Raw genomic sequence first — 22470 nt, 5'->3', positions numbered from 1 at the left:
TCGAAGGATTGGGAAAAATCCATCGCCAGCGCGGCAGCTTGGGTCACAATCGCACACATCCGCCGCGTCACGCGGATGCTCGCAAGACAATGAATTCACTCGAAAAGTTTTGAATCAGACTCTGAGAAACATCACCCGCGAAGCGCTGGCCCCCCTGTGGGCGCGGCACGATATCACCACGGCCCGGATCGCCGAGGCGCTGGGCGTGTCACGTCAGGCCCTTAGCGCCAAGGCGAAGACGCTGGGCCTTCCCAGCCGTGACAAGGTGCGCCGGTGCATGAGTGACGCCGACCTGTTCGCGCGCATGTGGAACGCGGGCGTGTCCTGCGCGGAAATGGGTGAGTATTTCGGATACGGGCACAGATCGTGCGTCGCCACCCGCCGCCGCAATCTTGGCCTCGCACCCCGCACCCGTGGCACGGCCACCGGCAAGCACAGCGGATGGATCGAGACAATTACCCTTGCGGAGTTCTTCGAGCAGGAGCTTGCCGCCAAGATGAAAGACGAAGCCAAGAAACGCAGAGGGGTTACAGCATGACAGAACGCATGACGGTTGAGCAGTATCGGGACCAGCACTTCACAGCCACCAAAGAGGACCGCCGCCGGGTGCGCGGCACAGAAAGGACCACCACGGCAGACGGCATCACCCACGACAGCAAGACAGAGGCCCAGCGCTGGGAGGAATTGAAGCTGTTGCAATCGGCAGGCAAGATCTGCGGCCTGCGCCGTCAGGTCGCTATCGGGCTGATCGGGCGGGATGGGCCGATCATGACAGACAGCGGGAAACAACAGCGGGTTTACAAGGCGGATTTCGTTTACGTCGATAACGCGCTGGGCATTACCGTGATCGAGGACCGTAAGGGGCACGAAACCGAAGTCTTCAACCTGAAAAAGGCGATCCTCGCTGCGCAGGGAATCGAGATCCATATCACCAAGGCCAAGGGGTAACCCATGGGGATCGTCGAGGACCTGAAACACGAGAACGCGAACCTGCGGAAGCTTCTCGACCAGGCGCAACGCGCTGGGCAGCGTCAGCCGTCGCCATCGGTGCCAACGCTGTTTCAACCCGACTTGCCTGCCGTCGTGCGCTATCCGCTGGCAGAGTTCGCCGCCGAGCGCGGGAAGAACGTACCGCTGCCCGAAAGCGTGCAGGAGATTGCCGAGGTGATCGGCCGCAGAAACGCCGTGCGCCTGGTCGAGGGAACGCGCCAGACCGGCGGGCGTAGATGGCGCCGCCAGCTCTATGTTCCGGGCGACATGAAAGAGGACCACCGGATCGCCGCCATGATCGGCGTCGAGGCTGCGCTCCTGCTGAGCAAGAGCCACGCCCATTGCATCCTCGAGCTGCCGAGCTGTCACGGGCTGCGCAAGGCGTACATGGCTGATCACGCGCTCCGCCAGTGGGATGCAGGCGCGTCTATTTCAGAGATCGCGCAGGAAATGGGAATCGAGATTAAGACCGCGCAAGGCCTGCTGGATCAGGCGGAATATTGGCGCGATAAGCTTGGATAGGGAGACGAAAAATGTGGATTTTACTTGGGGTTTGGCTGTTCGGCGCCATTGCTACAGCAGCCCTGTTTGCCGTCGGATATGAGAGGGACCAGATTAGATCGGATGCGCCAGGGGTGTGCCTTATGATGATTGCGTTCTGGCCGATCACCTGGGTTCTCGTGGCTATGATACTAATTCTGCGGCAAATCACTGGCGCCGAAACCGCGAAGAAATAGGGGGCTGGTATGTTGTTTTATTCCAGCCTGTTCGTCCTCTGGTTCTTTGGCGCGTTCTTCACGGGCATGGCTATTACCATCCTTGGGGAAAGAAATCCTAGCACCTTCGGCGATAGTTACACAGGAGACGCGACCCTCGACTTCTGGATCTGCTTGCTGTGGCCGCTGTTCTGGGTCGCCTTTGCCGGGATGTACCTCGCCCGCGTTGTCTTCGAACACTTTGACGATGCGTAGGGGGTGACCATGGTGCGGAGAGAAATTCAGGCGCCGCTGCGCGATCCGGTTCGGTTCGTGATAACGGCGGCAATGGGAAAGAGCGAGATGATCGTCGGGATTGATCTCGGAACGCGGGAAATGTCGGCAGAGATGATCCTAGACGCAGAGGGTAAAATCGTTTCCTCAAGCTTGGCCCCTGTTCGTCCAGCTACAAGCTGGGGCTCGCAGGAAAAACCGCCAGAGGAAATCACAACCTAAACGCGCGACCTTGCCAGAAAAGGGCAGAGGGTCGCGCGCATGACGCTTATCGAACGCATTGAACAGGCATCAACCGGGCTATTGGTGACCGGTATCACCGGCGCGGCATCGGGCGGTGTTTGGCTGGTGCGGCGGATTTTTACCAATCAGAAGCAAATCGAAATCCTGCAAAAGTCGCTTGAAGACCGCGACCGGCAGCGCGCCGAAGATAGGGAAGATCTCGCACAAGTCAGAACGGACGTGCGCGAGATCCGCGACATCCTTAACCGCAGATAACAGGGGCAATGCCCCGATCTGGGGCGATAGGAGATTATTCCCATGCAGCTCATTCAAAATTGGAAACAGACCGCTAAGGGCGCCTGGTCGGTGCGCCTGATCGTGATCGCCTGCGTCGTGTCTGCGGTGCCGGTCTTCCTTTCGCTGGTGTCGCCCGGGCTTCTTGGCGTCGACCCGCTGGTCTTTGCTGCTGTGGCGGCCGTGATCAACGCTCTTGCAATCCCCGCGCGGCTGATCGCGCAGGCTGGGCTATCTGATGTGTTGAGCGAGTTCCGGCGGGATACGTCCGGTGCGGTGTCACGGCGCAGTGTCGGCATTATTGGCGCCGGTGGCGTTGCTTTGGCATCTGCCGTCGCTTTCGTGGGGCAATGGGAGGGTTTGCGCACCACGGCTTATCAGGACGTGGTTGGCGTGTGGACGGTCTGTTACGGCGAAACCAAAGGGGTGCAGCCGGGCGATAGATACACGCAAGCGGAATGCGATGACATGTTGGCCTTGGCAATCGTGTCTTATGAGTATGCGCTTGACCAGTGTCTTACCGCAGACGTTCCGGTCGGCATGAAAATCGCGCTGGTGTCGTGGTCCTACAACGTGGGCACGGGGGCGGCTTGCCGGTCAACGCTCGTGCGCAAGGCAAATGCAGGCGACTTGGTAGGGGCTTGCCATGAGTTGCCTCGCTGGAACCGGGGCGGCGGGCGGGTGATACGCGGCCTGACGAACCGGCGCCTGTCAGAACGCACCATGTGTCTCGAAGCCTTGGCGGGTGACGCCTGATGCGGTGGCTGCCCCTCCTGCTGATCTGTGCGGCTTTGGCGTCCTGCGCCAAGGTGGCAGGGATCGTGGGCGGGGCGCTTGGCGGGGGGCCGAACGTGGCGGCAAACGTCCAGGCTGGCCGCACCAATGCCCAGACCGTCGGGCAGGCCACGTTCAGCGACCAGAGGATAGAGGGCACGCAGGCGCGCAGCATAGAGCAGAGCGCAGGCGATACGCGGGTCAGGAGCGAGAGCGTCGAGACAGTTATCGTGCGCGAAGATCCGCCCGCATGGCTGCTCTTGGTGGCCCTTGTCGGCTGGCTGCTGCCGACACCGCAGCAGATGGGCGCGGCGCTGTTCAGCATGATCGCCAGACCTTTTCGCGGGTCCTTCCCCGGGGGGTAAGGCCTGTGGGTAGTGTGATGCGCCAAAATTTACTTGTGCGTGGGGCCGGGCGAGGGGGTTGTTTATTATATAGATCGCGCAAGCCTCTGACAAAAAACGACAAAGCGATTTTGAAAAGTAAAAACGACCGCATTGCGGGGCAGGGTTCGAAAATTGTTTCCAGGGGGCGCAAGTGGCTGACAAGAAAAACAAAAGCAAAGGTCAGGAAGTAAACCGGGCCGATCTTGCCAATATCAACGGCGTGTCGCTGCCGACGGTAGATGAGTGGGTTCGGCGCGGCTGTCCCGTGGTGCAGCGCGGCGGGCGCGGCCGGGCTTGGAAATTCAATACCGCCGAGGTTCGAAGCTGGCGCGATGATGATATCCGGGCGCAGGCGAGCCATCCCGAAATGGCGACCAAAGACCAGCTTGTACTGCGCAAGCTGGCAGCGGAAACCGAACAAGCCGAGCTGGATCTCGCCCGGGCCAAGGCCGAGCTGGTGCCGGTCGAGCAGTTCGACCGCGCCCTCGCGAAAGCATTTGGCGAGGTGCGCGCCGGTATCCGCAATGTTCTGCCGAGCCGGGCCGCGCGGCGCCTGATCGGTGAGAGCGACGAGACGCAGATCAAGGCGGTTGTGCTGGACGAGGTCGACCAGGTGCTCGAGGCGCTGGCCGACACTGATCTGATCACCGAGGCGGATCTCGACGAAGACGACGACGAGGAAGAGGCCGAAGGGGGGGCCGACAGTGCGTGAACGCCCGGGCTGACTTCTCCAATGCGCGGGCCGTTGTCCGCAGCGCCCGGCGCGCCCGTGCGTTTCTGCGCCCGCCGCCGAACCTCAAGCCGTCGGAATGGGCCGAGGAAAATATCAAGATCCCCATCGGCAATGCCGTTCCCGGCAAGATGCGGTTCGACAACGCGCCTTATCAGCGCGAAGTGATCGACATGACCGCAGATCCGCGGTGCAACCGGATCTCGCTTATGTGGGGCGCGCAGGTCGGCAAGACGCAGACCGCGCTTGCGGCGCAGGCCTATCGCATCGGGTTCAATCCTGTTTCGCAAATGATGATGCAGCCGAGCCAAGGCGATCTGACCACATGGCTCGAGACGAAATTCAACCCGCTTGTTGAAGAGAACGAAGACCTTGCCGAGCTGATCGCCAAGCCACGCGGGCGGCAGGGCGTGAATAACCAGCGCATGAAAAGTTACCCGGGCGGGTTTCTCATGTTCAGTTGGTCGGGTTCTCCGAAGACCATGCGCGGCCGGTCGGCGCCGTTCATCGTTTGCGACGAAACCGACGGTTACGACCGGACGAACGAAGGCCACCCGGTCGGCCTGCTATGGCAGCGGGCGGCGACCTTTGGCGATCAGCGCCTCCTGCTGGAAATCAGCACGCCAACGATCAAGGGCGGTAGCTGGATCGAAAAGTCGTTTGAGGCAGGTGATCAGCGTTATTTTTACGTGCTCTGTCCGCATTGCGGGCACATGCAACGGCTGAACTGGTCACAGGTCACATGGGACAAAGACGCCGACGGGCTGCACCTGGCGGAAACAGCCGGCTATCTCTGCGCCGGTGAGGGCTGCGGGACCGTTTGGAGCGATGGCGAGCGTGTGGCCGCGATCCGCAATGCCGAACGCGACGGCGGCGGCTGGATCGCCAGCAAGCCATTTCGCGGCCATGCATCCTATCATCTGTCGGAGCTCTATTCCTGTTTCCGCAGGCTCGAGGACATCGTGCAATCCTTCCTCGACAAAAAGGCTGCGGGGGATCTGCAAACCTTTGTGAACGTTTCGCTCGCTGAGACATGGGAAGAGGAAGGCGACAAGCTCGAGGCGTCGGTGCTGATGGAGCGGGCAGAGAAATTCGCAGCGCCGGTGCCGATGGGGGCAGGTGTTCTGACAGCCGGGGTCGATATGCAAAACGACCGGCTCGAGGTCGAAGTCGTCGGCTGGGGGCTTGGAGAGGAATCCTGGTCGGTCGATTACCGGGTGTTGTGGGGCGATCCACTGCAACAGGACGTCTGGGACGAACTTGACGAGCTGCTTTCGGAGACGTGGGAGCACGAAAGCGGCGCCGAGCTGCGGATCTCTGCCGCCTGTCTCGATACCGGCGGCGAGGGCGGGCGCACGCAAGCGGCCTATGATTACGCCCGCAAGCGCCTTGGTCGCAAGGTCTGGGCGATCAAGGGCGTCGGCGGCTGGGGCCGTCCCATCGTCACGCAGCCGTCGAAGGTAAAACAGCGGGGCGTGCGCCCGGTCTACCTGCATTCCATCGGCGTCGATGAGGCGAAAGTCGTGGTCGCCCAGCGGGCGCGGCGCAGTGATCCGGGTCCGGGCTATTGCCATTTCCCACATAAGCGAGACCCGGCGTGGTTCGACATGTTCACCGCCGAGGCGCTGCGGACCCGGTACGTGAAGGGGTTCGCGGTTCGGGAATGGCACAATGTACGCCCGCGCAACGAAGCCTTTGACTGTCGCGTCTATGCCTATGCGGCGTTGCGCATCCTGCGGCCCAACATCAAGCGCCTGGTCGCGTCGCTGGAAGAGCAGGGGCAGGAAATCGAGGCCGAAGCCGTCGAGATCTCGCCCGATGCGGAGGCGGTCGAAGGAAATCCGCCAGAGGAAACAGAACCCCAAAAGAGCCAAGCTTCGAAAAAGACCGGCTGGGGTGCGAAGAAGAAGCGCCGCCGCCGTCGCAGGCATTGAGCAGGGCGAGGACGTGGGCGCAATTCCAACTGAAATCGGGGCAGGTTTGACGTTCCGGGCGGTGGTCGAGCTGCCGCTTTTCCCCGCGCCGGAATGGGAGCTTTCCCTATTCCTGCGCGGCAAGGGCGCGATTGATCTGGTCAGCACTTCCGATGGCTTGGACCACCTTTTCGAGGCATCGGCGACGGTCACCGCAGCTTGGGCGCCTGGTCGGTATTCCTATGTGATCCGCGCCAGCGACGGCGCGGACGTGCATTCGGTGGAGAGCGGCGAGGTGATGATCGCGCCGGATCTTGCTGCGGCGGGCGCGGATTTCGACGGGCGCGACCATGTCCGAAAGGTTCTGGATGCCATCGAGTCCGTGATCGAGGGGCGCGCCAGCCTCGACCAGCAAAGTTACACGATCAATAACCGGTCCCTGCAACGAACCCCGCTTAGTGATCTGATCAAGCTGCGCGACCGATACCGGGCAGAATTGTCCGCACAAAAGGCGCGGCGCAAGGGGCGGGCCTTTGGTCGGCCGATCAAGGTGCGTCTGACATGATCCGTAGATTTTTTTCCCGATCCGCGCCCGCTGCGCCTGCGCCAGAGCGCCGCGCGCCGCCCATGCTGATCACGCCACGCCGACGTTCTGGTCAGCGCATGTATGCGGCTGCTGAAACCGACCGCATGACGAGCGGTTGGACAAATTCACCCATGCCCGCGGATCAGATCATTCGCCGCAACTGGCGGGTTCTGGTGGCGCGTTCGCGCGAGCAGTCGGCGAACAACGACTATGCGAAGGCATTCAAGGCCAGCGCGCGGCGGAACCTGATCGGGCAGAAGGGGTTCACGTTGCAGGCGCAGGCCACCGAGGGTGACAAGCTGGACGCCGGAGCAAACAAGGCAATCGAACGTGCCTGGCGGGCATGGTGCAAGGCGATGAATTGCGACGTCAAAGGGCGGCGCACCTTCCGGCAGATCCAGAAAACCTTGGTCAACGGGCTTTGCACCGATGGCGAATTTATGGTGCGCATGGTGTTCGGGCGGGATGCGGGGCCGTGGGGCTTTGCCTTGCAGGTCCTCGACCCGGTGTTGTGCCCGGTTGATTTCGATGAGGACCGCCGCCCTGGTGGCAAGTTCATCCGGGCAGGGATCGAATATACGAAGATGGGCCGACCGGTGGCCTATTACTTCACAACCCTCGACCAGTCGCAGGCGGACTATCACTATTCCGGCCGGGCGTTCATCCGGGTTCCGGCGGATGAAATCATTCACTGGTTTGAAGAGGATTTCGTCGGGCAAAAGCGCGGCCTGCCGTGGATGGCGACCGCGCTCTTGAGAATGCGCCAGCTTGGCGAGTTCGAGAAAAGCGCGCTGAACAACGCCCGCGAGGGCGCGAACAAGGTTGGCGTAATCGAGTGGGACGAAGGCATGGGCCCGGCACTCGACGAGGACGACGAAGACGAAGCCTTTGACGATATCGAGCTGGAAAGCGAAAGCGGGGTTTACCACCAGCTTCCTGCCGGTGCGCGCCTAAAGCGGGTCGAAACCGGATACCCAAACGGCGAAATGGCGGTGTTTTCGAAGCACATGCTGCGCGGTGTCGCGACCGGTCTGGGCGTTGCCTACAACGACCTCGCCAATGACCTTGAGGGCGTCAACCTGTCGAGCATCCGGCACGGCGTCTTGAGCGAGCGCGACCAGTGGATCGAGTTGCAGGAGAGCCTGATCGAGGCCTTTGCCTTGCCGATCTATGAGCGGTGGCTCGAATACTCGCTGCTTAAACAGAAAATCACCCTCGACAACGGATCGCCGCTGCCCGCGAGCAAGCGGTCGAAGTTCATGGCCGTCACCTTCCAGGCGCGCCGGTGGCAGTGGATCGACCCGGCAAAGGACGTGAAGGCCGACACGGATGCCGTCGACAACCTGTTCAAGTCGCGGGGGCAAGTGATCCGCGAACGTGGCCGCGATCCGCGCGAAGTCTATGCCGAGATCGCCGCCGATATTGCAGCGATGCGCGAGGCGAAGATCCCCGAAAACGTGATCGAGGCCTTGATCACAGCAAAATCAAAAGGAGGGCAGGGCAATGGACAGCCAGCCGAAGGAGGCGCCGGAGAAACCGACCCAGACGCCGAACCAAACCCCGACAAAAGCGAGTGATATCGTCGGGCGGTCCCTGACCCGGGCCGTCACCGCAGAGCAGATCAACGCTGCCCAAACACATCGCAACGATCAGCCGCAGCGTGAAAATCTGCGTAGCATTCGGGAGGTTCGCTCTGTCGACGAAGAGGCACGCACGGTCGAGCTGGCATTTTCCAGCACGACGCCGGTGCGCCGGTGGTTTGGCGACGAGGTCCTTTCGCACGAGGCCGACGCGGTTGTCCTCGACCGGTTGCTTGACGGGGGCGCCGTGCTGGTCGGCCACGATTGGAGCGATCAGGTCGGCGTCGTGGAGAGCGCCCGCATTGACGGCGATGGCGTCGGCCGGGCGGTTGTCCGGTTCGGCAACAGCGCCCGCGCCAGCGAGATCTTTCGGGACATTGTCGAAGACATCCGGCGGCATGTCTCTGTTGGCTATCGGGTGGTCAAGATCGAGGAAGAGGACCGCGAAGGGCAACCGAACCTGATCACCGTCACGCGCTGGGAGCCGTTCGAGATTTCAATCGTGCCGGTGCCTGCTGACCCAACGGTCGGCGTGGGGCGGGCGATGGAAAATCCGCCAGAGGCAGACGGCGCGGAACGCGGCCAAACTGGCGAAGAGAATGCGGGCGCGCAGGCCGAGCCCAAGGATACAGGACAAAGGGAATCAACGATGAAAATCATCAACACCCGCGACGCCGAGGGCAATCTTGTCCGGGCCAAGGTCGATGAAAACGACCAGATCATTGAAGTGATTGAGGTGCTGGAACGCGCCGGAGCGGACGAGGCGGCAATGCTGCGGCGTGTCCAGGAGCAGGAAGCGACCCGCGTGCGCGAGCTGACCGAGCTGGGCCGCGAATACGGTGCCGCTGACCTGGCAAACGAAATGATCGCCGGGCGCCATGGTGTGTCCGACATGCGCGAGCGTCTGCTTGATCACCTGCACCAGCGCAGCAATGAAAACCGCCAGATTTCCGAGCGTTCCGGCATTGGCCTGACCGATAGCGAAACAGAACAGTTTTCGTTTATGCGCGCCATTCGCGCGCTGGCGAACCCATCTGACCGCAGCGCGCAGGAGGCCGCAGCGTTCGAGTTCGAGGTTTCAGACGCCGCTGCCGAGGCGCAGGGGCGTGATGCTCATGGCATCATGGTTCCGATGGACGTGCTGATGCGTGCCCCGCTCAACACCGGTTCCGGTGGCGCAACCGCAGCGGATACCGGCGGAAACGCCATTGCAAACCCGTTGCTTGCGCAGAGCTTTATTCAGATGCTTCGCAACCGCACAACGATGCTGCGGCTCGCAACCCCTATGATGGGGCTTGTGGGCAACCCGGATATTCCGACGCAGGAAAGCGGCGCGACCGGGTATTGGCTTACCGAGGATGCCGAGGCCACAGAGGATCTGCTTTCCCTTGGTCAGCGTCAACTGTCGCCGAAGACGGTAGCGGCGTATTCAGAGCTGACGCGCCGGATGCGGCAGCAGGCCAGCATTGACATGGAGGCGCTGGTTCGGAGCGATCTGGCGCAGGCGCTCGCTACCACTATTGATCTGGCAGGCTTCTATGGGTCTGGCACCAATGATGAACCGTTGGGGATCGCAAATGCTAATGGCGTCAATGTCGTTGACTTTGGCGGTGCAGCGTCGGGCGGTGGATCGGCAATGCCGACCTGGGCCGAGGTGATCCAGATGGAAAGCGATATCTCTGCTGCCAATGCCGATGTGAATAGCATGGCCTATGTGCAGAATGCCAAGATGCGCGGTCACTTCAAATCCACCCAGAAATTCAGCGGCACCAATGGCGCGCCGATCTGGGAGAGCGACAACACCGTCAACGGATATCGCGGCGAAGTGACAAACCAGATCGCCGACGGCGATGTCTTCCACGGTGATTTCAGCAACGTCATCGTCGGTATGTGGGGCGGTCTGGATCTCAACATCGACGACAAGACGCACAGCCGCCGTGGCCGCCTGCGCATTGTTGCCATGCAGGACGTCGACTTTGTGCATCGCCACCCGGCGGGCCTCTGCTACGGCACCGACGCCACCTAAGCCGCAACCTGATTTAGCCGCGGCCCGGTCGGGCCGGGGCTCCAATCCCGAAACAAGGATCTGACCACATGGCTGAACAGAAGAAGCCCCAGAAGAAAACCTACACCGTCACCAGCGCGTTTGTCTGGGACAAGGGGATCAAGAAGCCCGACGACACCGTCGATCTGACCGACAGCGAGGCGTATGGCCTGTATAAGCGCGGCAAGATTTCCGACCAGGAAACGACCAGCAAAAAGGCCGCGACCGGCGCAAAGAAAGCTGGAACCACCGGCCAGGCCAAAGCCACTGCCTGATGCCTGCGCCGAGCTGGGACAATCCCGACGCCTTCCTGTCGCTTGATGATTTCGCCGTTGAGGCTGTTGTCACGCCACGGGAGGGCGTTTCTCGTACCATCCGCGGGATCTTCGACGAGCCTTATATGAACGCCCAGATTGGCGAGTATGAGGCTGACAGCTCCGATCCGCGTCTGACTTGCAAGGCGGGTGACGTTGCCGATCTGCGCGACAAGGATGCCGTCGTGATCGAGGGGCGGACCTATTACCTGCTGACAGATCCGCAGCCTGACGGAACCGGGTTTGCGGTGCTGCACATGGCGACGGAGTGATGCTGTGCTTTACTTTCAACCAGACGAGAGCGAGTTGCGCAGGATCGCGGAAGAGTTCGATGCGGACAAGGACGTTTTGCGAGCCGCGTTTTCCCGCGCGCTGAAGCGGACAGCTCAGGCCATAAAGACCCGGGCGCGAAAGGATCTGCGAACCGAGCTGGAGTTGCGCACGGCGGCAGAGATTCGAAAGCGGCTATACGGGTTTCGGTTTAAACGGGGGGCCTATGATCTGGGTGAAGTTCGGATGTGGTTCGGATTGAATGACATGCGTGTTTCAGCTTTCAAAGGTCGGGCCTCGCGTACCGCTACGGGAGCGAACTACGCAGGGCAGGATTTTCCGGGTGCGTTTGTTGGCCGCAACAGGAAAGGGAAGCAGACTATTATGCGACGGGCTGGGCGGAGGGCATGGCCGATCAAAGAGGAGGTTATGCCCATCCAGGCGCGAGCGGAGAGCAAGATCGTGGAGATCACGGAAGATTTCAACGAGATGCTGATGCGGAATTTTCTTTCTGAGGTACGCGCCCGCACGATCTATGGAGTGGGTCAGAAATGAGCCGAACCGTTGAACTGAACGCTCTGCATGACGCGATACTCGCCCAGATCAGGGCGGATTTCCCTGCGCTCGTCACCGTCGGCGACTATGACGAAGACCGCAAGGACTTGCTGATCCCTGCGGTGCTGGTCGAGCTGGTCGACATGGAAGGCGCGCCCGATGAAGATCCGGGCACGGAACAGGTGCCATTCGTCTCCAAATGGGTCGCGCGTGTTGTCCTGGGCTTTCGCACAGAGAGCGTCAAGCGCGAGGTTCGCCGCTTGGCGGCCGCGCTTGGGGTCAAGATCCATCGCCAGCGCTGGGGGCAGACGGTCAGCCCGGCGCAAGTGACTTATATCGGGCCGGATGCGTTCGACCCTGAGTTTGACAAGTTCGAGGTCTGGGCCGTCGAATGGGATCAGCAGATTGATCTGGGCGCAAGCGTCTGGCCGGGCGAGGGCGTTGTGCCTGAGGTGGTCAAGGTCGGCTGGGCGCCGGATATCGGGCCGGGCAATGAGGCTGACTATGCCGACAGCGTGGAGGGGCCGGAATGAGTTACGGCGCGGCGGTAAACGAGCAGGCGCGCGAGGGTATTGTGCGCTTTGGTGTGGTGACTGCCGTGGACGCGGGCAGAGCACGGGCCAAGGTCAGTTTTGGCGGTGAAAGCGAAAGCGGCTGGCTGCCGTGGTTAGCGCTGCGGGCAGGTGCGATCAGCGTTTGGGCGCCGCCTGCCATAGGCGAGCAGGTGCAAGTTTTGTCGACGTCTGGTGATACCGCCCAAGGCACCATTCTTGGATCATTGTTCAGCGAGGCGAACGCACCTTTGCGATGAAACTTTGGTCTGCGCCTGCCCGCGTATCGGGCAGGCGCCTATCTTGCGCGGTCAGAGGTCGCGCGTTTGGAGATCAGGATCCGCCGCCCGGCACGACAGGTGCAAAACCACCATCCGCGGTGATCCGGGTCAGAAAGACGTCATCCATGCCCTGGTTGTCGTCGGCGCCAAAGACCATCTTGGCGCCGCCAAGGTCCACCGTGGACAGGCCAGACAGCGCCGCCAGGAAGCTTTCGCGGGTCAGGTCCTTGCCCGCATCCTCCAGTGCCTTGATGGCGAGACGACCGACGATGTAACCTTCGAGCGATACGAAGCCCGGCTTGGCTGCGGCGTCATAGGCTTTCAAGGCTTCGGTGTATTGTGCCACTACCGGAATGGAGCTGTCCCACGGGAAGGGGACGACCTGGCTGATGATGACGCCTTCGCCTTCATCGCCCAGCTCCTGTGCCAGGGCTTCGGATCCCACAAAGGAGATGTTCACGAAGGTCGCGTCGAGCTTCAGTTTGCGCGAGAGCTTGATGAATTCCGCCACGGGTTTGTAAGCGCCAACCATGACGACCGCGTCCGGCTTTGCCTTGCGGATGGTAAGCAGGGCCTTTTTGACGGCGGTGGTGTTGCGCGTATAGGTGCCTTCCGCAGCAATCGTCATGCCACGCTTTTCAAGGGCGGCGGTCACGCCCGCGAGGCCAACCCGGCCAAAGCCATCGTCCTGATAGAGCAGTGCGATGGATTTCATTCCCTGCTGGTCGACGAGGTATTCAATCCATGCTTCGGTTTCGGTGGCATAGGTCGCGCGCACGTTGAAGATGTTGCCGTGGCTTGCATCGCGCAGGAAGCCGGCGCCGGTGAAAGGACCAATAAATGGTACATTTGCCGCGGTCGCGATCGGTTGGGTCGCAGAAGCCGTCGGGGTGCCGACAGCGCCGATCAACCCGATGTGGTCGTTTGCATCCACCACCGATTTGACCAGCGCCGCGGAGCGATCGGGTTCATAGCCGTCATCCATACTGTCCAGTGTCAGGGTCCGGCCATGCACGCCTCCTGCGGCGTTTGCCTCTTCGAACGCGGCGCTAATCCCCAGGCGCATACCTTGGCCAAGAGCGGCCGCCGGACCTTCAAAGGCTGCGACCTGGGCAAAAGAGACATTGTTCGCGCTTACCCCCTGTTCAGCCTGTGCAATAAAAGGGAAGGCCGCAAAAGCGGCGGCTGCAAGCATTGTTTTTTTGAATGACATTTAGGAACTCCGATATTTTTGGTGAGGGTTCTCGGCAATTCTTGAGGCTGATATGTTTAATGATTTCACAAGAGGTGAAGGGTGCGGCGGCGAAAAATTTCAGAAAAATTTATGCACCTAATGAGGTACTTGTTTGGTTGTGGTGCGCGTAAAAGTTTTGGTTCAATTATGTGTGATGGCGATTGTATTGCTCCGCATAGCAAGGAGGGAGCGATGTAAATCAGATATTTGCCAATCGTGATTGCAGTTTGCCGACCGCGGGGAGGGAGCAGTTTCGGGTTTTGTGCTCCCAGCCAAGGCGGGTTTGATGAAGTGACCTAATATTTGATCACAATTTTGTGTGTTCTTATTTGGTGCTGTAATTCAACCGCTTTGCTCAGGCATCACTTTTTTGCGAGATTTTGAGGTGAGAGGTCGTAACGCAATGTTTTCTGTCGATGCCGTTTGTCGCCATACCAAGTAACCGTCTTGCAGGTGATGGAAAACCGGAGTGTCGTTATGGAAACAGTTCGCAAATGCTCACTTGGCTTGCGGCTGTCCTGGGTGCAGCTTCGGCGGGATGCTGCCCCCCCCTTCGAGCTTTCCTCCACAACGTTGGCAGGAAGAAGAGAGAGGTGCCCGGGCAAAGGGTACGGGACGCTGCGGCCCCTTGCCCCCTGTTCGGGCGGGACTTCCTGCGGTTGCGACACCAATGGGTAACGGGGGTATTCGCCCGCTGGACACGCAATGGGAGCATAGATCGGCGATAATTCGCCGTCAGTGCGTATTATTTTGAACGCTGGTCATCATTTGGCCGTAATCTCAACGTAGAGTTATTCAGTCGCCCGTGTTCCGTTGGGCGATTGAAGACCTTCGGCGTCCGTTAGCCATCACAAGGAACGAGGGAACGGACAATGGAAGGAGGATGCGTATGTTTGCTTTGCCGCCAGACGTCAAAAGCGCCATAGCCACTCAGAACGATCTCGTCCGCGCGGATCTGCCATCCCGTTTCGCGTCGATTACGCTTGTCTCGCTCCTATCCCTTTTCTTCGTGCCAATCCCAGTGGTGGCCACCATATATCTGGTCTATGGGCTGATCGAGATCATCGGCGTCTACGTCTACAAGAGGCTGAGTAAAGAGGTCACAATCGGTTCGGTCCTTCTGTTTGCCGGATCTGCCTTCGCTGGCGTCTGGGTATTCAATGCGATCCCGCTGCTTCTGTTTCTTCAGTCGGAACCCTTTCCCAAGCTGATGGGCTCAATGCTGTTGATCATCGCGCTCAATCACAGTGTGGTGGCGCGCTCTGCCTGGATGTTCTTTGGCATTCTGACGGCGGTGCCGATCCTCTGCGTCTTTGGCTATATGATTGGTAGCTTCCTCTATAATTTCGCAAGCCCGGTGGAGATTGTGATCGCGACCATCGTGGTGGTTCTGGGGTCGGCCTATATGCTGCATGCCATGTGGGTGCAGCACCGGCTGACCGGCCGCCTGCGCGAGGCCTTGCGCGAAGCAGAGGCCGGAAGCCGGGCCAAGAGCCGGTTCCTTGCGGCGATGAGCCATGAGATCCGCACCCCTCTCAATGCCATCTGCGCCATGTCCGAACTGATCGAGGATGAACGCACCGACCGGCAGACGCTGCGCGAACGCACCCATCTGCTGCGTAAGTCTGCCCAGGCGCTGACCGGTATTCTGGACGATGTTCTGGATCACGCGAAAATCGAATCCGGACAGTTCGAGCTGAACCTGACAAATGCGGAGCCAAGGTCCGAAATCTCCAGCGCGGTTGAAATGTTCCGGGCGCCCGCCGATGAAAAGGGGCTGCAACTAATCGTCGATATCGAAGACAACATGCCTGCCTATGCGGAATTTGACGCGCTGCGTGTACGCCAGATCATCGGGAACCTGGTGTCGAATGCGGTCAAGTACACCGAGACAGGGCAGGTGCTGGTCGGTGCGCGCGGCGAACAGGTCGATGGTCAGACGGTTCTCACCGTTGAGGTGTCGGATACCGGACGCGGCATGACGCCGGATCAGACTGCTCAACTGTTCACGGAGTTCTACCGGGCAGAGGACAAGAACGCCCTCAGCGTGCCGGGCACGGGTCTTGGTCTGTCGATTGCGCGGCGCTTTGCGCATATGATGGAGGGTGAAATTACAGTCAGGAGCAGCCCTGGCCGCGGAAGCTGTTTCACCTTTACATGCCCGGTCCGGGTTCTTGAGAATTCGGAGATCGAGGCCCTGTCGCCGCAAACCCCGGATGAAGACCGCAGCGATCTTGGTGTTCGCTCGATCTTGCTGGTTGATGATACCGCGTCGAACCGGGTGGTGGTGCGTGCCTTTTTGAAAAACAGCGACATTGAGATCGTCGAGGCAGGGAATGGTGTCGAAGCTCTGGCCTGTCTTGAGAAACGATCGGTGGATCTTGTGTTGCTCGACATGAAGATGCCGGTGATGGATGGGCGCGAAACCCTGGCGGAGCTGGCACGTCGTGGCGGGAGAATGGGCAACACGCCGGTGATCATGCTGACAGCCAATGCAGCGCCAGAGGATCAGGAATTGTTCCTCAAACTTGGGGCGGCCGGGTATCTGGCAAAGCCGGTCAAGAAGTCCGTGTTGCTGTCTGAAATCCGCAGAGTCGCAACCGAGCGCTTCATCCGTGCCGCCTGATCGTACCCCGCTGGCTATGGTGCGCGGGGCGGGGTGCGGTGGCCAGAGGCTGCGATCCTAACCGATGCCGTGGGGAATGATCCGGTTCCGGTGCTGGGCGTGCCTGCTGTCTGATCGTTCCACCCCGCAATATAGGCCTGCTGGTCAAGTTCGGCCGCAGCCGACGGCGCTTTCATATTCTCTGAAATAAATCTGTCCCGGTGGGAAATGTCCCGCATCGTTGCCTGGGCGTCGGCTGAATGGCGCTTATTCTTGAGCCACCCTTACAGAAAAGGCGCGTATAACGCGCACTTGCCCAAAGGTTGTGCGATGTTGAGAGCGCAACCCTTATCACGGTTAATTTAAAATTTACGATTTCTTGTGAGAGTTGATTCAAATTTGCTGAAAGTTTTCAGCGGTACATTGAGAATATGGAAAAAGGCGGCGGGACAACCCGATGCAGTCGACAGAAATATCGTTCGACAACTTAGGAGAGACCGGTGCTTTGTTCACCGAGCTCCTGCGCGCGCGTTATCATCATTTTGTCGAGGCGCGGGGCTGGGACCTGCCCCACGTGCGCGGGCTTGAGTTTGATCAATATGATACCCCGGAGAGCATCTATTGCGCGATTCATGATGGCATGTCGATCCGTGGCGGTTTCCGGGTGACGCCCACCACCGCACGCTGCGGCAGCGCGAGTTATATGCTGCGCGATGCGCAACTGGGCCTGTTGCCGGATCTTCCTGCGGACATTCTGGATGCGCCCGCACCACAGGACCCGAAGATCTGGGAGGTCAGCAGGGTCTTCGTCGATGATAGGCTCAGCAGCCGCGAACGCATGCGTGTGCGCGGGCAGTTGGGGGTGAACTTCGCCCGACTGGCGAAGGACTGGAACATTGATGCGTTCCTTTGCCTGACCTCTGTTTCGGCTGCGTTGCTGACGCGTCAGGCGGGGATCAACATTACCCCGGCCGGGTTGCGCTTTGAGATCGAAGGCGAAACCTGCCAAGCCTACCATCTTACGGTTGATGCCAAGAGGCTTCGTCGTCGGGCGGCGTGAACCGGGGGCAAGGCTTTGTGTCAGGGAGTGGCAGCGCCACGCTGACTGTCTACCTGGGGCCACCACGAAAAAGGGAGCCCAAATGTGGGCTCCCTTTCGTTTCTCTCACATGTGGTGGGTGACCTATGCGCGTGTTTCCGCAATCAGACCACGCCAGATCGCCCAGCACATCAGAAGCAGTACCACGGTAAAGGGCAGGCCGGTCGAGATAACCATTGCCTGAAGCGAGGCCAGACCGCCGCCGATGAGCAGGGCAATCGCCACCGCGCCTTCGAAGACACACCAGAACACACGCTGTGGAACCGGCGCATCGACCTTGCCGCCTGCGGTGATGGTGTCGATCACCAGCGAGCCGGAGTCCGAAGAGGTGACGAAGAACACAACCACCAGGATGATCCCAAGGAAGCTTGTGATCGAGGCCAGCGGCAGTTCGGCCAGCATCTTGAACAGTTTCAGCTCAAGCGGCGCTTCGGTCACGGTGGTGACGCCATCCTGAATGACCTGCTGGATGGCTGTGCCGCCAAAGACGCTCATCCACAGAACGCAGACCATCGAGGGGATCAGCAGTACGCAAATGATGAACTCGCGCACGGTGCGGCCACGGCTGACGCGGGCGATGAACATGCCGACAAAGGGCGACCAGCTGATCCACCAGGCCCAGTAGAAGGCGGTCCAGCCTTGGCTGAAGTTGGTGTCTTCGCGGCCAATGGGGTTGGACAATGCGGGCAGATACTGGATGTAGGCAGCAAGGCTGTCCACGAAGCCGGTCAGGATCGCGATCGTGGGTCCGGCGATCAACACGAACAGCAACAGCAGGGCCGCAAGCCCCATGTTGATTTCGGACGGCACTTTCACCCCGCCGTCGAGGCCGCGGATCACCGAGATCAGTGCGATTGCCGTAATGCCGGTGATCAAAACAACCTCGGTCGTCGATCCCACGGGGATGCCGAAAAGCTCATTCAGACCTGCATTCGCCTGTGTCGCACCAAAACCAAGCGAGGTTGCAAGGCCAAACAGGGTGGCGAAAACCGCCAGCACGTCGATGGTGTGCCCCGGCCAGCCCCAGACACGTTCGCCCAGGATCGGGTAGAAAGCCGAGCGAATGGTGAGCGGCAACCCCTTGTTGTAGGAAAACAGCGCCAGTGCCAGAGCGACAACCGCGTAGATCGCCCAGGGGTGCAGTCCCCAGTGGAAGATCGTTGCTGCCATGCCCAGGCGGACCGAAGCCGCCTGATCCCCGGCGGCTGCCCCCAGCGGTGCCCAATCGGTCCGCGCGCCATCCTCTCCAGTGGCAATGCCACCCATTGAGGTCGAATAATGGCTCATCGGTTCCGAGACGCCATAAAACATCAGGCCGATGCCCATGCCGGCGGCGAACAGCATCGCGAACCAGCCGATATAGCTGTAATCCGGTGTCGCATCCGCACCGCCAAGCCGCACCTTGCCCAGAGGCAGCACGATCAGCAGCAGGCAGAATAGGACAAAAATGTTGGCGCGCCCAGGAAGAACCAGTCAAAGGTGCTGGTCAGATAGGGGCGCAAGCTGCCGAAGATATCGGCGGATTGCTCTGGCAGGGCCAGCGCGTAGAAAACAAAGGCTACGATGGAAAGCCCGGAAATCAGGAAAACCGGGTTGTGAACATCGAGCCCGAACGGTCCAACTGTCGTTTCGATATTGTCCTGACCAATCGTGTAGTCGGTATCGATGATTTCTGCTGTCCCTTCGGGCTCGGGTATGCCCTGGTTGGTCGTTTCGTCGGCCATTTTGGAGGCCTCCCTTTATCAGATCTTACAAATGCTGTTCGCGGCTCTGTGGTCAGCCGCGCACGACAAACACCGAACATTTCGCATGCTCGGCAATTTTTCCGCCATTCGAGGGCCAGATATAGTCGAGCACATTGGGCAGATGGCTGGCCATCACTACCAGGTCTGCACCCGTGTCCTTGGTGGCTTTCAGCAGCGCATCGTCGACATCCGTGGTCGGATCGTGGCTGACCACCGGCACTGCCGATGCGGTGAACCCGTGCTCTGCCGCTTGTGCCTTGGCGAAGTCATCGAGTTTGACGGCATATTCGGCCGGATTATGCGCAGTGGCGCTGGGCGTAGAGGCGGTCACCCCAACAAACACGACTTCTGCCCCGTAATGCTTTGCGAGATCTGACGTGCACTTTAGGGCCTTCTCAAGATGCCCTTGATGCGCCAAGTCCACCGGCGCCATGATTTTCTTGAACACTCGGTTGTCCTTTCTCTCAGTTTGAAATTTTCGGCGGCTCATGTGTCGCAGCCGACCCCGGCGGGGTTGAAAAACCGCCCATCACATATCGATCACTGGGGTGAAAGTGATTTTTGATCTGTCTCCTCCTTGAGGAGCGTAACATCAAATCTGAGCCGCAGACAAACGAGGCGTTGAACTTTTGGTAAGGAATGCGGACCTGACGCTTTGTAATTTGCGGACGTTTAACAAAAATATATTCTTGAAAAACAATGTTTTGTTGGAAGGTCACGGGCTGCTTCAGGGCAAGCCGGGCCGGTGAAACGATTTCCAGAGGCGCGCCATCAGGCGCCGCGATCTGACAAATGCAGCCCGTTCCAGTGGTCGAAATGAACGGGCTGCATTAGTTTTCTGCAGATGGGTTGGTCCGAAATTCGGGGTGGCGAAGAGCGCCATCCCCATCCTGATCTGGCGCATCCGTGCCGCGGAGAGACCGCCGCCTCAGCCCATCGCGTCGAGCAGGCCCTCACCGGCAGAGAGTTCGCACTGGCCGGGGTTTTCCTCGCGGTTGAGGATCGTCACCTTGCCATCCTCGACCAGCATCGCATAGCGCAGCGAGCGACCGATCAGCCCGGCGGGCGGCGCATCAAAGCGCATGCCGATGGCATCGGTAAATTCGCTTTGGGCGTCGGCCAGCATGGTGATACCTGCTTTGTCCGCGCCGGTTGCTTCGCCCCAGGCCTTCATCACGAAGGGATCGTTTGCCGATATGCAGATGATCTCATCCACGCCCTTGGCATCGAACTGATCCTTGGTGCGGATAAAGCTGGGCACATGGGCGGAATGGCAGGTCGGGGTAAAGGCGCCCGGAACGGCAAAGATGGCAACCTTGCGGCCCTTGACCCTCTCGGCCATCTGCACCGGCTCGGGCCCTTCGGCCCCCATTTGCACCAGGGTGGCGTCCGGCAGGGTGTCTCCGACTGAAATCATCGCGCGTTCCTCTTCTGTCGTGATTGCGTTATCTATGGTCCCCCATATAGGGTCCGGTCAGACCGTGACCAGAACATGCGCAGGAGGCAAGAGGGGACATGAGCCACATCGTGGTAATCGGAGCAGGGCAGGCGGGATCGTCTCTTGTGGCCAAATTGCGCAAAGATGGATTTGACGGTGAGATCACCCTGATCGGAGCCGAAACCGCGCTGCCCTATCAGCGGCCGCCGCTGTCCAAGGCTTACCTGCTGGGTGAGATGGAGAAAGAGCGCCTGTTCCTGCGCCCCGAGAGTTTTTACGCCGACAATGACATCACCCTGAAACTGGGCGCCACCGTCACAGGGATTGATCCGGCGGCAAAGACGGTCAGCCTTGGGGATGAGGTGATCACCTATGATCAGCTGGCCCTGACCACCGGTTCCGATCCGCGCCGCCTTCCGGCCGTCATCGGCGGCGATCTTGATGGGGTATTCGTTGTCCGTGGCTTGTCCGATGTGGATGCCATGGCGCCGCATGTGAGGACAGGCAAGCGGGTGCTGATCGTGGGCGGTGGCTATATCGGGCTGGAGGCCGCAGCGGTCTGCGCCAAGCGTGGCTTGTCGGTGACCCTGGTCGAGATGGCAGATCGCATCCTGCAACGGGTGGCAGCGCCCGAGACCTCCGATTATTTCCGCGCCCTGCACAAGGGGCACGGTGTCGACATCCGCGAAGGCACGGGGCTGGAGCGGTTGGAAGGCGAAGACGGGAAGGTTGCCCGGGCGGTTCTGGGCGATGGCAGCACGCTGGACGTGGATTTCGTGGTGGTTGGTGTGGGCATCGCCCCGGCGACCACCCTGGCCGAGCAGGCCGGGCTGACGATTGAAAACGGCATCCGGGTCGATGCGCAGGGGCGGACCTCGGACCCTTCGATCTGGGCGGCGGGCGATTGCGCCTCGTTCCCCTACAAGGGGGAACGTATCCGGCTGGAAAGCGTGCCCAATGCCATCGACCAGTCCGAAATTGTGGCCCAGAACATGCTGGGTGCAGGCAAGGATTACGCGGCACAGCCTTGGTTCTGGTCCGACCAATATGATGTGAAACTGCAGATCGCGGGCCTCAACAGCGGCTATGACAACGTGGTCACCCGTCAGGGCGAGGGGCAAAGCGTGTCCTTCTGGTATTACAAAGGTGATCAGCTGGTGGCGGTCGACGCGATGAACGATCCGCGCGCCTATATGGTCGGCAAACGGCTGATCGATGCGGGTAAAACGGCTGACAAATCCGTGGTCGCCGACCCTGAAGCAGACTTGAAACCGCTGCTGCGGGCATGAGGATCATCGCGGGTGAGTTTCGCGGTCGCGCGCTGGCGGCCGTGGGCAAGGGCGATGCGGGCGCACATTTGCGCCCGACGACCGACCGGGTGCGCGAAAGCCTGTTCAACGTGCTGATGCACACCGGTGCCATCGACGGCGCCCGGGTGCTGGATCTCTTTGCCGGAACTGGCGCGCTGGGGCTCGAGGCGCTGTCGCGCGGCGCGGCTGTGGTCACATTTGTCGATGATGGACGCGTGGCGCAGGGGCTGATCCGCAAGAATGTCGGTATTTGCCGGGCCGAGGATCGCACGGCCCTGATCCGCCGCAGCGCCCTGAAGCTGGGGCAGAACCCCGATGCCCCCTATGACGTGATCTTCCTCGATCCGCCCTATGGCAAGGATCTGGGTCAAAAGGCGCTTGCCGTAGCCGATGCTGGCGGCTGGATCGCGCCTGGCGCCCTCATCGTCTGGGAGGAAAATGCTCCGATGACGCCGCCCGAGGGGTATGAGGCGCAGGACAGCCGCAAATACGGCGATACCCATATCTCCCTGATGTGGCGAAGTGTTTCAGGTTGAAATGGGGTGGGCAGGAAACGGCCT

25 protein-coding genes and 2 pseudogenes are annotated in these 22470 nt (G+C 60.4%); 23 read left to right on the top strand and 4 right to left on the bottom strand.

Annotation, left to right across the window (positions count from 1 at the left end):
* The 19 genes and pseudogenes from AAFO90_RS10785 to AAFO90_RS10695 all read left to right on the top strand — a co-directional run.
* Positions 1–93, top strand: a pseudogene (locus tag AAFO90_RS10785) (IS5/IS1182 family transposase); the annotation flags it as partial.
* A 16-nt stretch (positions 94–109) separates the two neighbouring features.
* Positions 110–538: a hypothetical protein gene (locus tag AAFO90_RS10780; protein ID WP_347509415.1), complete on the top strand. Its 429-nt coding sequence runs from the start codon at positions 110–112 to the stop codon at positions 536–538.
* Positions 535–948, top strand: coding sequence for a DUF1064 domain-containing protein (locus tag AAFO90_RS10775; RefSeq protein WP_347509414.1), 414 nt, complete (start codon positions 535–537; stop codon positions 946–948). Before AAFO90_RS10780 ends, AAFO90_RS10775 begins: the two co-directional genes overlap by 4 nt.
* Before the next feature lie 3 nt (positions 949–951).
* A complete protein-coding gene (locus AAFO90_RS10770; protein WP_347509413.1) occupies positions 952–1512 on the top strand; it encodes a hypothetical protein in 561 nt (186 codons plus the stop codon).
* Between the two features lie 224 nt (positions 1513–1736).
* Positions 1737–1961 (top strand): hypothetical protein, encoded by a 225-nt coding sequence (locus AAFO90_RS10765; RefSeq protein WP_347509412.1) that lies wholly within the window; start codon positions 1737–1739, stop codon positions 1959–1961.
* A 9-nt stretch (positions 1962–1970) separates the two neighbouring features.
* The gene (locus AAFO90_RS10760; protein WP_347509411.1) at positions 1971–2201 is read left to right on the top strand and encodes a hypothetical protein; all 231 of its coding nucleotides are present in this window, start codon (positions 1971–1973) and stop codon (positions 2199–2201) included.
* A gap of 39 nt (positions 2202–2240) precedes the next feature.
* The gene (locus AAFO90_RS10755) at positions 2241–2477 is read left to right on the top strand and encodes a hypothetical protein (RefSeq protein ID WP_347509410.1); all 237 of its coding nucleotides are present in this window, start codon (positions 2241–2243) and stop codon (positions 2475–2477) included.
* Positions 2478–2519: 42 nt separating this feature from the next.
* On the top strand, positions 2520–3251 hold the full coding sequence (locus AAFO90_RS10750) for a lysozyme (protein WP_347509409.1): 732 nt from the start codon (positions 2520–2522) through the stop codon (positions 3249–3251).
* On the top strand, positions 3251–3634 hold the full coding sequence (locus AAFO90_RS10745) for a bacteriophage spanin2 family protein (protein WP_347509408.1): 384 nt from the start codon (positions 3251–3253) through the stop codon (positions 3632–3634). The genes AAFO90_RS10750 and AAFO90_RS10745 overlap by 1 nt, the downstream gene beginning before the upstream one ends.
* A gap of 172 nt (positions 3635–3806) precedes the next feature.
* The gene (locus AAFO90_RS10740) at positions 3807–4367 is read left to right on the top strand and encodes a terminase small subunit (RefSeq protein ID WP_347509407.1); all 561 of its coding nucleotides are present in this window, start codon (positions 3807–3809) and stop codon (positions 4365–4367) included.
* Complete coding sequence (locus tag AAFO90_RS10735; protein ID WP_347509406.1) at positions 4364–6319, top strand: phage terminase large subunit family protein; 1956 nt, start codon at positions 4364–4366, stop codon at positions 6317–6319. Before AAFO90_RS10740 ends, AAFO90_RS10735 begins: the two co-directional genes overlap by 4 nt.
* Entirely contained in the window at positions 6282–6863 is a 582-nt protein-coding gene (locus tag AAFO90_RS10730; RefSeq protein ID WP_347509405.1) for a hypothetical protein, read from the top strand. The genes AAFO90_RS10735 and AAFO90_RS10730 overlap by 38 nt, the downstream gene beginning before the upstream one ends.
* Positions 6860–8461, top strand: a complete 1602-nt coding sequence (locus tag AAFO90_RS10725) for a phage portal protein (protein WP_347509404.1) — start codon at positions 6860–6862, stop codon at positions 8459–8461. The genes AAFO90_RS10730 and AAFO90_RS10725 overlap by 4 nt, the downstream gene beginning before the upstream one ends.
* Positions 8388–10490, top strand: a complete 2103-nt coding sequence (locus AAFO90_RS10720; RefSeq protein ID WP_347509403.1) for a phage major capsid protein — start codon at positions 8388–8390, stop codon at positions 10488–10490. The genes AAFO90_RS10725 and AAFO90_RS10720 overlap by 74 nt, the downstream gene beginning before the upstream one ends.
* Positions 10491–10558: 68 nt before the next feature.
* The gene (locus AAFO90_RS10715) at positions 10559–10783 is read left to right on the top strand and encodes a hypothetical protein (RefSeq protein WP_347509402.1); all 225 of its coding nucleotides are present in this window, start codon (positions 10559–10561) and stop codon (positions 10781–10783) included.
* Positions 10783–11094 (top strand): head-tail joining protein, encoded by a 312-nt coding sequence (locus tag AAFO90_RS10710; RefSeq protein ID WP_347509401.1) that lies wholly within the window; start codon positions 10783–10785, stop codon positions 11092–11094. The genes AAFO90_RS10715 and AAFO90_RS10710 overlap by 1 nt, the downstream gene beginning before the upstream one ends.
* A gap of 4 nt (positions 11095–11098) precedes the next feature.
* Positions 11099–11647, top strand: coding sequence for a phage tail protein (locus AAFO90_RS10705; protein WP_347509400.1), 549 nt, complete (start codon positions 11099–11101; stop codon positions 11645–11647).
* Positions 11644–12180 carry a hypothetical protein gene (locus AAFO90_RS10700; protein WP_347509399.1) on the top strand — a complete coding sequence of 179 codons (537 nt, stop codon included), beginning with the start codon at positions 11644–11646 and terminating at the stop codon, positions 12178–12180. Before AAFO90_RS10705 ends, AAFO90_RS10700 begins: the two co-directional genes overlap by 4 nt.
* Entirely contained in the window at positions 12177–12458 is a 282-nt protein-coding gene (locus AAFO90_RS10695) for a phage baseplate assembly protein V (protein ID WP_347509398.1), read from the top strand. The genes AAFO90_RS10700 and AAFO90_RS10695 overlap by 4 nt, the downstream gene beginning before the upstream one ends.
* Before the next feature lie 73 nt (positions 12459–12531).
* On the opposite strand, the gene AAFO90_RS10690 is transcribed toward AAFO90_RS10695, so the two are convergent.
* Entirely contained in the window at positions 12532–13692 is a 1161-nt protein-coding gene (locus AAFO90_RS10690) for an ABC transporter substrate-binding protein (protein ID WP_347509397.1), read from the bottom strand.
* A 910-nt stretch (positions 13693–14602) separates the two neighbouring features.
* Here AAFO90_RS10690 and AAFO90_RS10685 point away from each other — a divergent pair.
* Together AAFO90_RS10685 and AAFO90_RS10680 are read left to right on the top strand one after the other, a co-directional pair.
* Positions 14603–16339, top strand: coding sequence for an ATP-binding protein (locus tag AAFO90_RS10685; protein ID WP_347509396.1), 1737 nt, complete (start codon positions 14603–14605; stop codon positions 16337–16339).
* Positions 16340–16775: 436 nt separating this feature from the next.
* On the top strand, positions 16776–17378 hold the full coding sequence (locus AAFO90_RS10680) for an acyl-homoserine-lactone synthase (protein WP_347509395.1): 603 nt from the start codon (positions 16776–16778) through the stop codon (positions 17376–17378).
* A gap of 123 nt (positions 17379–17501) precedes the next feature.
* Here AAFO90_RS10680 and AAFO90_RS10675 read toward each other — a convergent pair.
* The 3 genes and pseudogenes from AAFO90_RS10675 to AAFO90_RS10665 all read right to left on the bottom strand — a co-directional run bounded on the left by AAFO90_RS10675 (position 17502) and on the right by AAFO90_RS10665 (position 20579).
* Positions 17502–19141 (bottom strand): annotated as a pseudogene (locus AAFO90_RS10675) (BCCT family transporter).
* Positions 19142–19193: 52 nt separating this feature from the next.
* Positions 19194–19610: a universal stress protein gene (locus AAFO90_RS10670; protein WP_347509394.1), complete on the bottom strand. Its 417-nt coding sequence runs from the start codon at positions 19608–19610 to the stop codon at positions 19194–19196.
* A gap of 480 nt (positions 19611–20090) precedes the next feature.
* The gene (locus tag AAFO90_RS10665) at positions 20091–20579 is read right to left on the bottom strand and encodes a peroxiredoxin (RefSeq protein ID WP_065271381.1); all 489 of its coding nucleotides are present in this window, start codon (positions 20577–20579) and stop codon (positions 20091–20093) included.
* A 98-nt stretch (positions 20580–20677) separates the two neighbouring features.
* Between AAFO90_RS10665 and AAFO90_RS10660 the strand changes: the two genes are divergently transcribed.
* Together AAFO90_RS10660 and rsmD are read left to right on the top strand one after the other, a co-directional pair.
* Positions 20678–21889 (top strand): FAD-dependent oxidoreductase, encoded by a 1212-nt coding sequence (locus AAFO90_RS10660; protein WP_347509393.1) that lies wholly within the window; start codon positions 20678–20680, stop codon positions 21887–21889.
* On the top strand, positions 21886–22446 hold the full coding sequence (rsmD, locus tag AAFO90_RS10655; protein WP_347509392.1) for a 16S rRNA (guanine(966)-N(2))-methyltransferase RsmD: 561 nt from the start codon (positions 21886–21888) through the stop codon (positions 22444–22446). Before AAFO90_RS10660 ends, rsmD begins: the two co-directional genes overlap by 4 nt.
* Positions 22447–22470: the final 24 nt, after the last annotated feature.

The sequence above is a fragment of the Phaeobacter sp. CAU 1743 genome, assembly GCF_039839315.1.
Taxonomy (GTDB): Bacteria; Pseudomonadota; Alphaproteobacteria; order Rhodobacterales; family Rhodobacteraceae; genus Phycobacter; species Phycobacter gallaeciensis_A.
This window is presented reverse-complemented; position numbering and strand designations above follow the sequence as displayed.

What these genes read in the sequence shown, in the direction of transcription:
- AAFO90_RS10775 (WP_347509414.1), top strand. Translation starts at nt 535, where the DNA reads ATGACAGAACGCATGACGGTTGAGCAGTATCGGGACCAGCACTTCACA.
- AAFO90_RS10770 (WP_347509413.1), top strand. Translation starts at nt 952, where the DNA reads ATGGGGATCGTCGAGGACCTGAAACACGAGAACGCGAACCTGCGGAAG.
- AAFO90_RS10765 (WP_347509412.1), top strand. Translation starts at nt 1,737, where the DNA reads ATGTTGTTTTATTCCAGCCTGTTCGTCCTCTGGTTCTTTGGCGCGTTC.
- AAFO90_RS10760 (WP_347509411.1), top strand. Translation starts at nt 1,971, where the DNA reads ATGGTGCGGAGAGAAATTCAGGCGCCGCTGCGCGATCCGGTTCGGTTC.
- AAFO90_RS10755 (WP_347509410.1), top strand. Translation starts at nt 2,241, where the DNA reads ATGACGCTTATCGAACGCATTGAACAGGCATCAACCGGGCTATTGGTG.
- AAFO90_RS10750 (WP_347509409.1), top strand. Translation starts at nt 2,520, where the DNA reads ATGCAGCTCATTCAAAATTGGAAACAGACCGCTAAGGGCGCCTGGTCG.
- AAFO90_RS10745 (WP_347509408.1), top strand. Translation starts at nt 3,251, where the DNA reads ATGCGGTGGCTGCCCCTCCTGCTGATCTGTGCGGCTTTGGCGTCCTGC.
- AAFO90_RS10725 (WP_347509404.1), top strand. Translation starts at nt 6,860, where the DNA reads ATGATCCGTAGATTTTTTTCCCGATCCGCGCCCGCTGCGCCTGCGCCA.
- AAFO90_RS10720 (WP_347509403.1), top strand. Translation starts at nt 8,388, where the DNA reads ATGGACAGCCAGCCGAAGGAGGCGCCGGAGAAACCGACCCAGACGCCG.
- AAFO90_RS10715 (WP_347509402.1), top strand. Translation starts at nt 10,559, where the DNA reads ATGGCTGAACAGAAGAAGCCCCAGAAGAAAACCTACACCGTCACCAGC.
- AAFO90_RS10710 (WP_347509401.1), top strand. Translation starts at nt 10,783, where the DNA reads ATGCCTGCGCCGAGCTGGGACAATCCCGACGCCTTCCTGTCGCTTGAT.
- AAFO90_RS10700 (WP_347509399.1), top strand. Translation starts at nt 11,644, where the DNA reads ATGAGCCGAACCGTTGAACTGAACGCTCTGCATGACGCGATACTCGCC.
- AAFO90_RS10695 (WP_347509398.1), top strand. Translation starts at nt 12,177, where the DNA reads ATGAGTTACGGCGCGGCGGTAAACGAGCAGGCGCGCGAGGGTATTGTG.
- AAFO90_RS10690 (WP_347509397.1), bottom strand. Translation starts at nt 13,692, where the DNA reads ATGTCATTCAAAAAAACAATGCTTGCAGCCGCCGCTTTTGCGGCCTTC.
- AAFO90_RS10685 (WP_347509396.1), top strand. Translation starts at nt 14,603, where the DNA reads ATGTTTGCTTTGCCGCCAGACGTCAAAAGCGCCATAGCCACTCAGAAC.
- AAFO90_RS10680 (WP_347509395.1), top strand. Translation starts at nt 16,776, where the DNA reads ATGCAGTCGACAGAAATATCGTTCGACAACTTAGGAGAGACCGGTGCT.
- AAFO90_RS10665 (WP_065271381.1), bottom strand. Translation starts at nt 20,579, where the DNA reads ATGATTTCAGTCGGAGACACCCTGCCGGACGCCACCCTGGTGCAAATG.
- AAFO90_RS10660 (WP_347509393.1), top strand. Translation starts at nt 20,678, where the DNA reads ATGAGCCACATCGTGGTAATCGGAGCAGGGCAGGCGGGATCGTCTCTT.
- rsmD (WP_347509392.1), top strand. Translation starts at nt 21,886, where the DNA reads ATGAGGATCATCGCGGGTGAGTTTCGCGGTCGCGCGCTGGCGGCCGTG.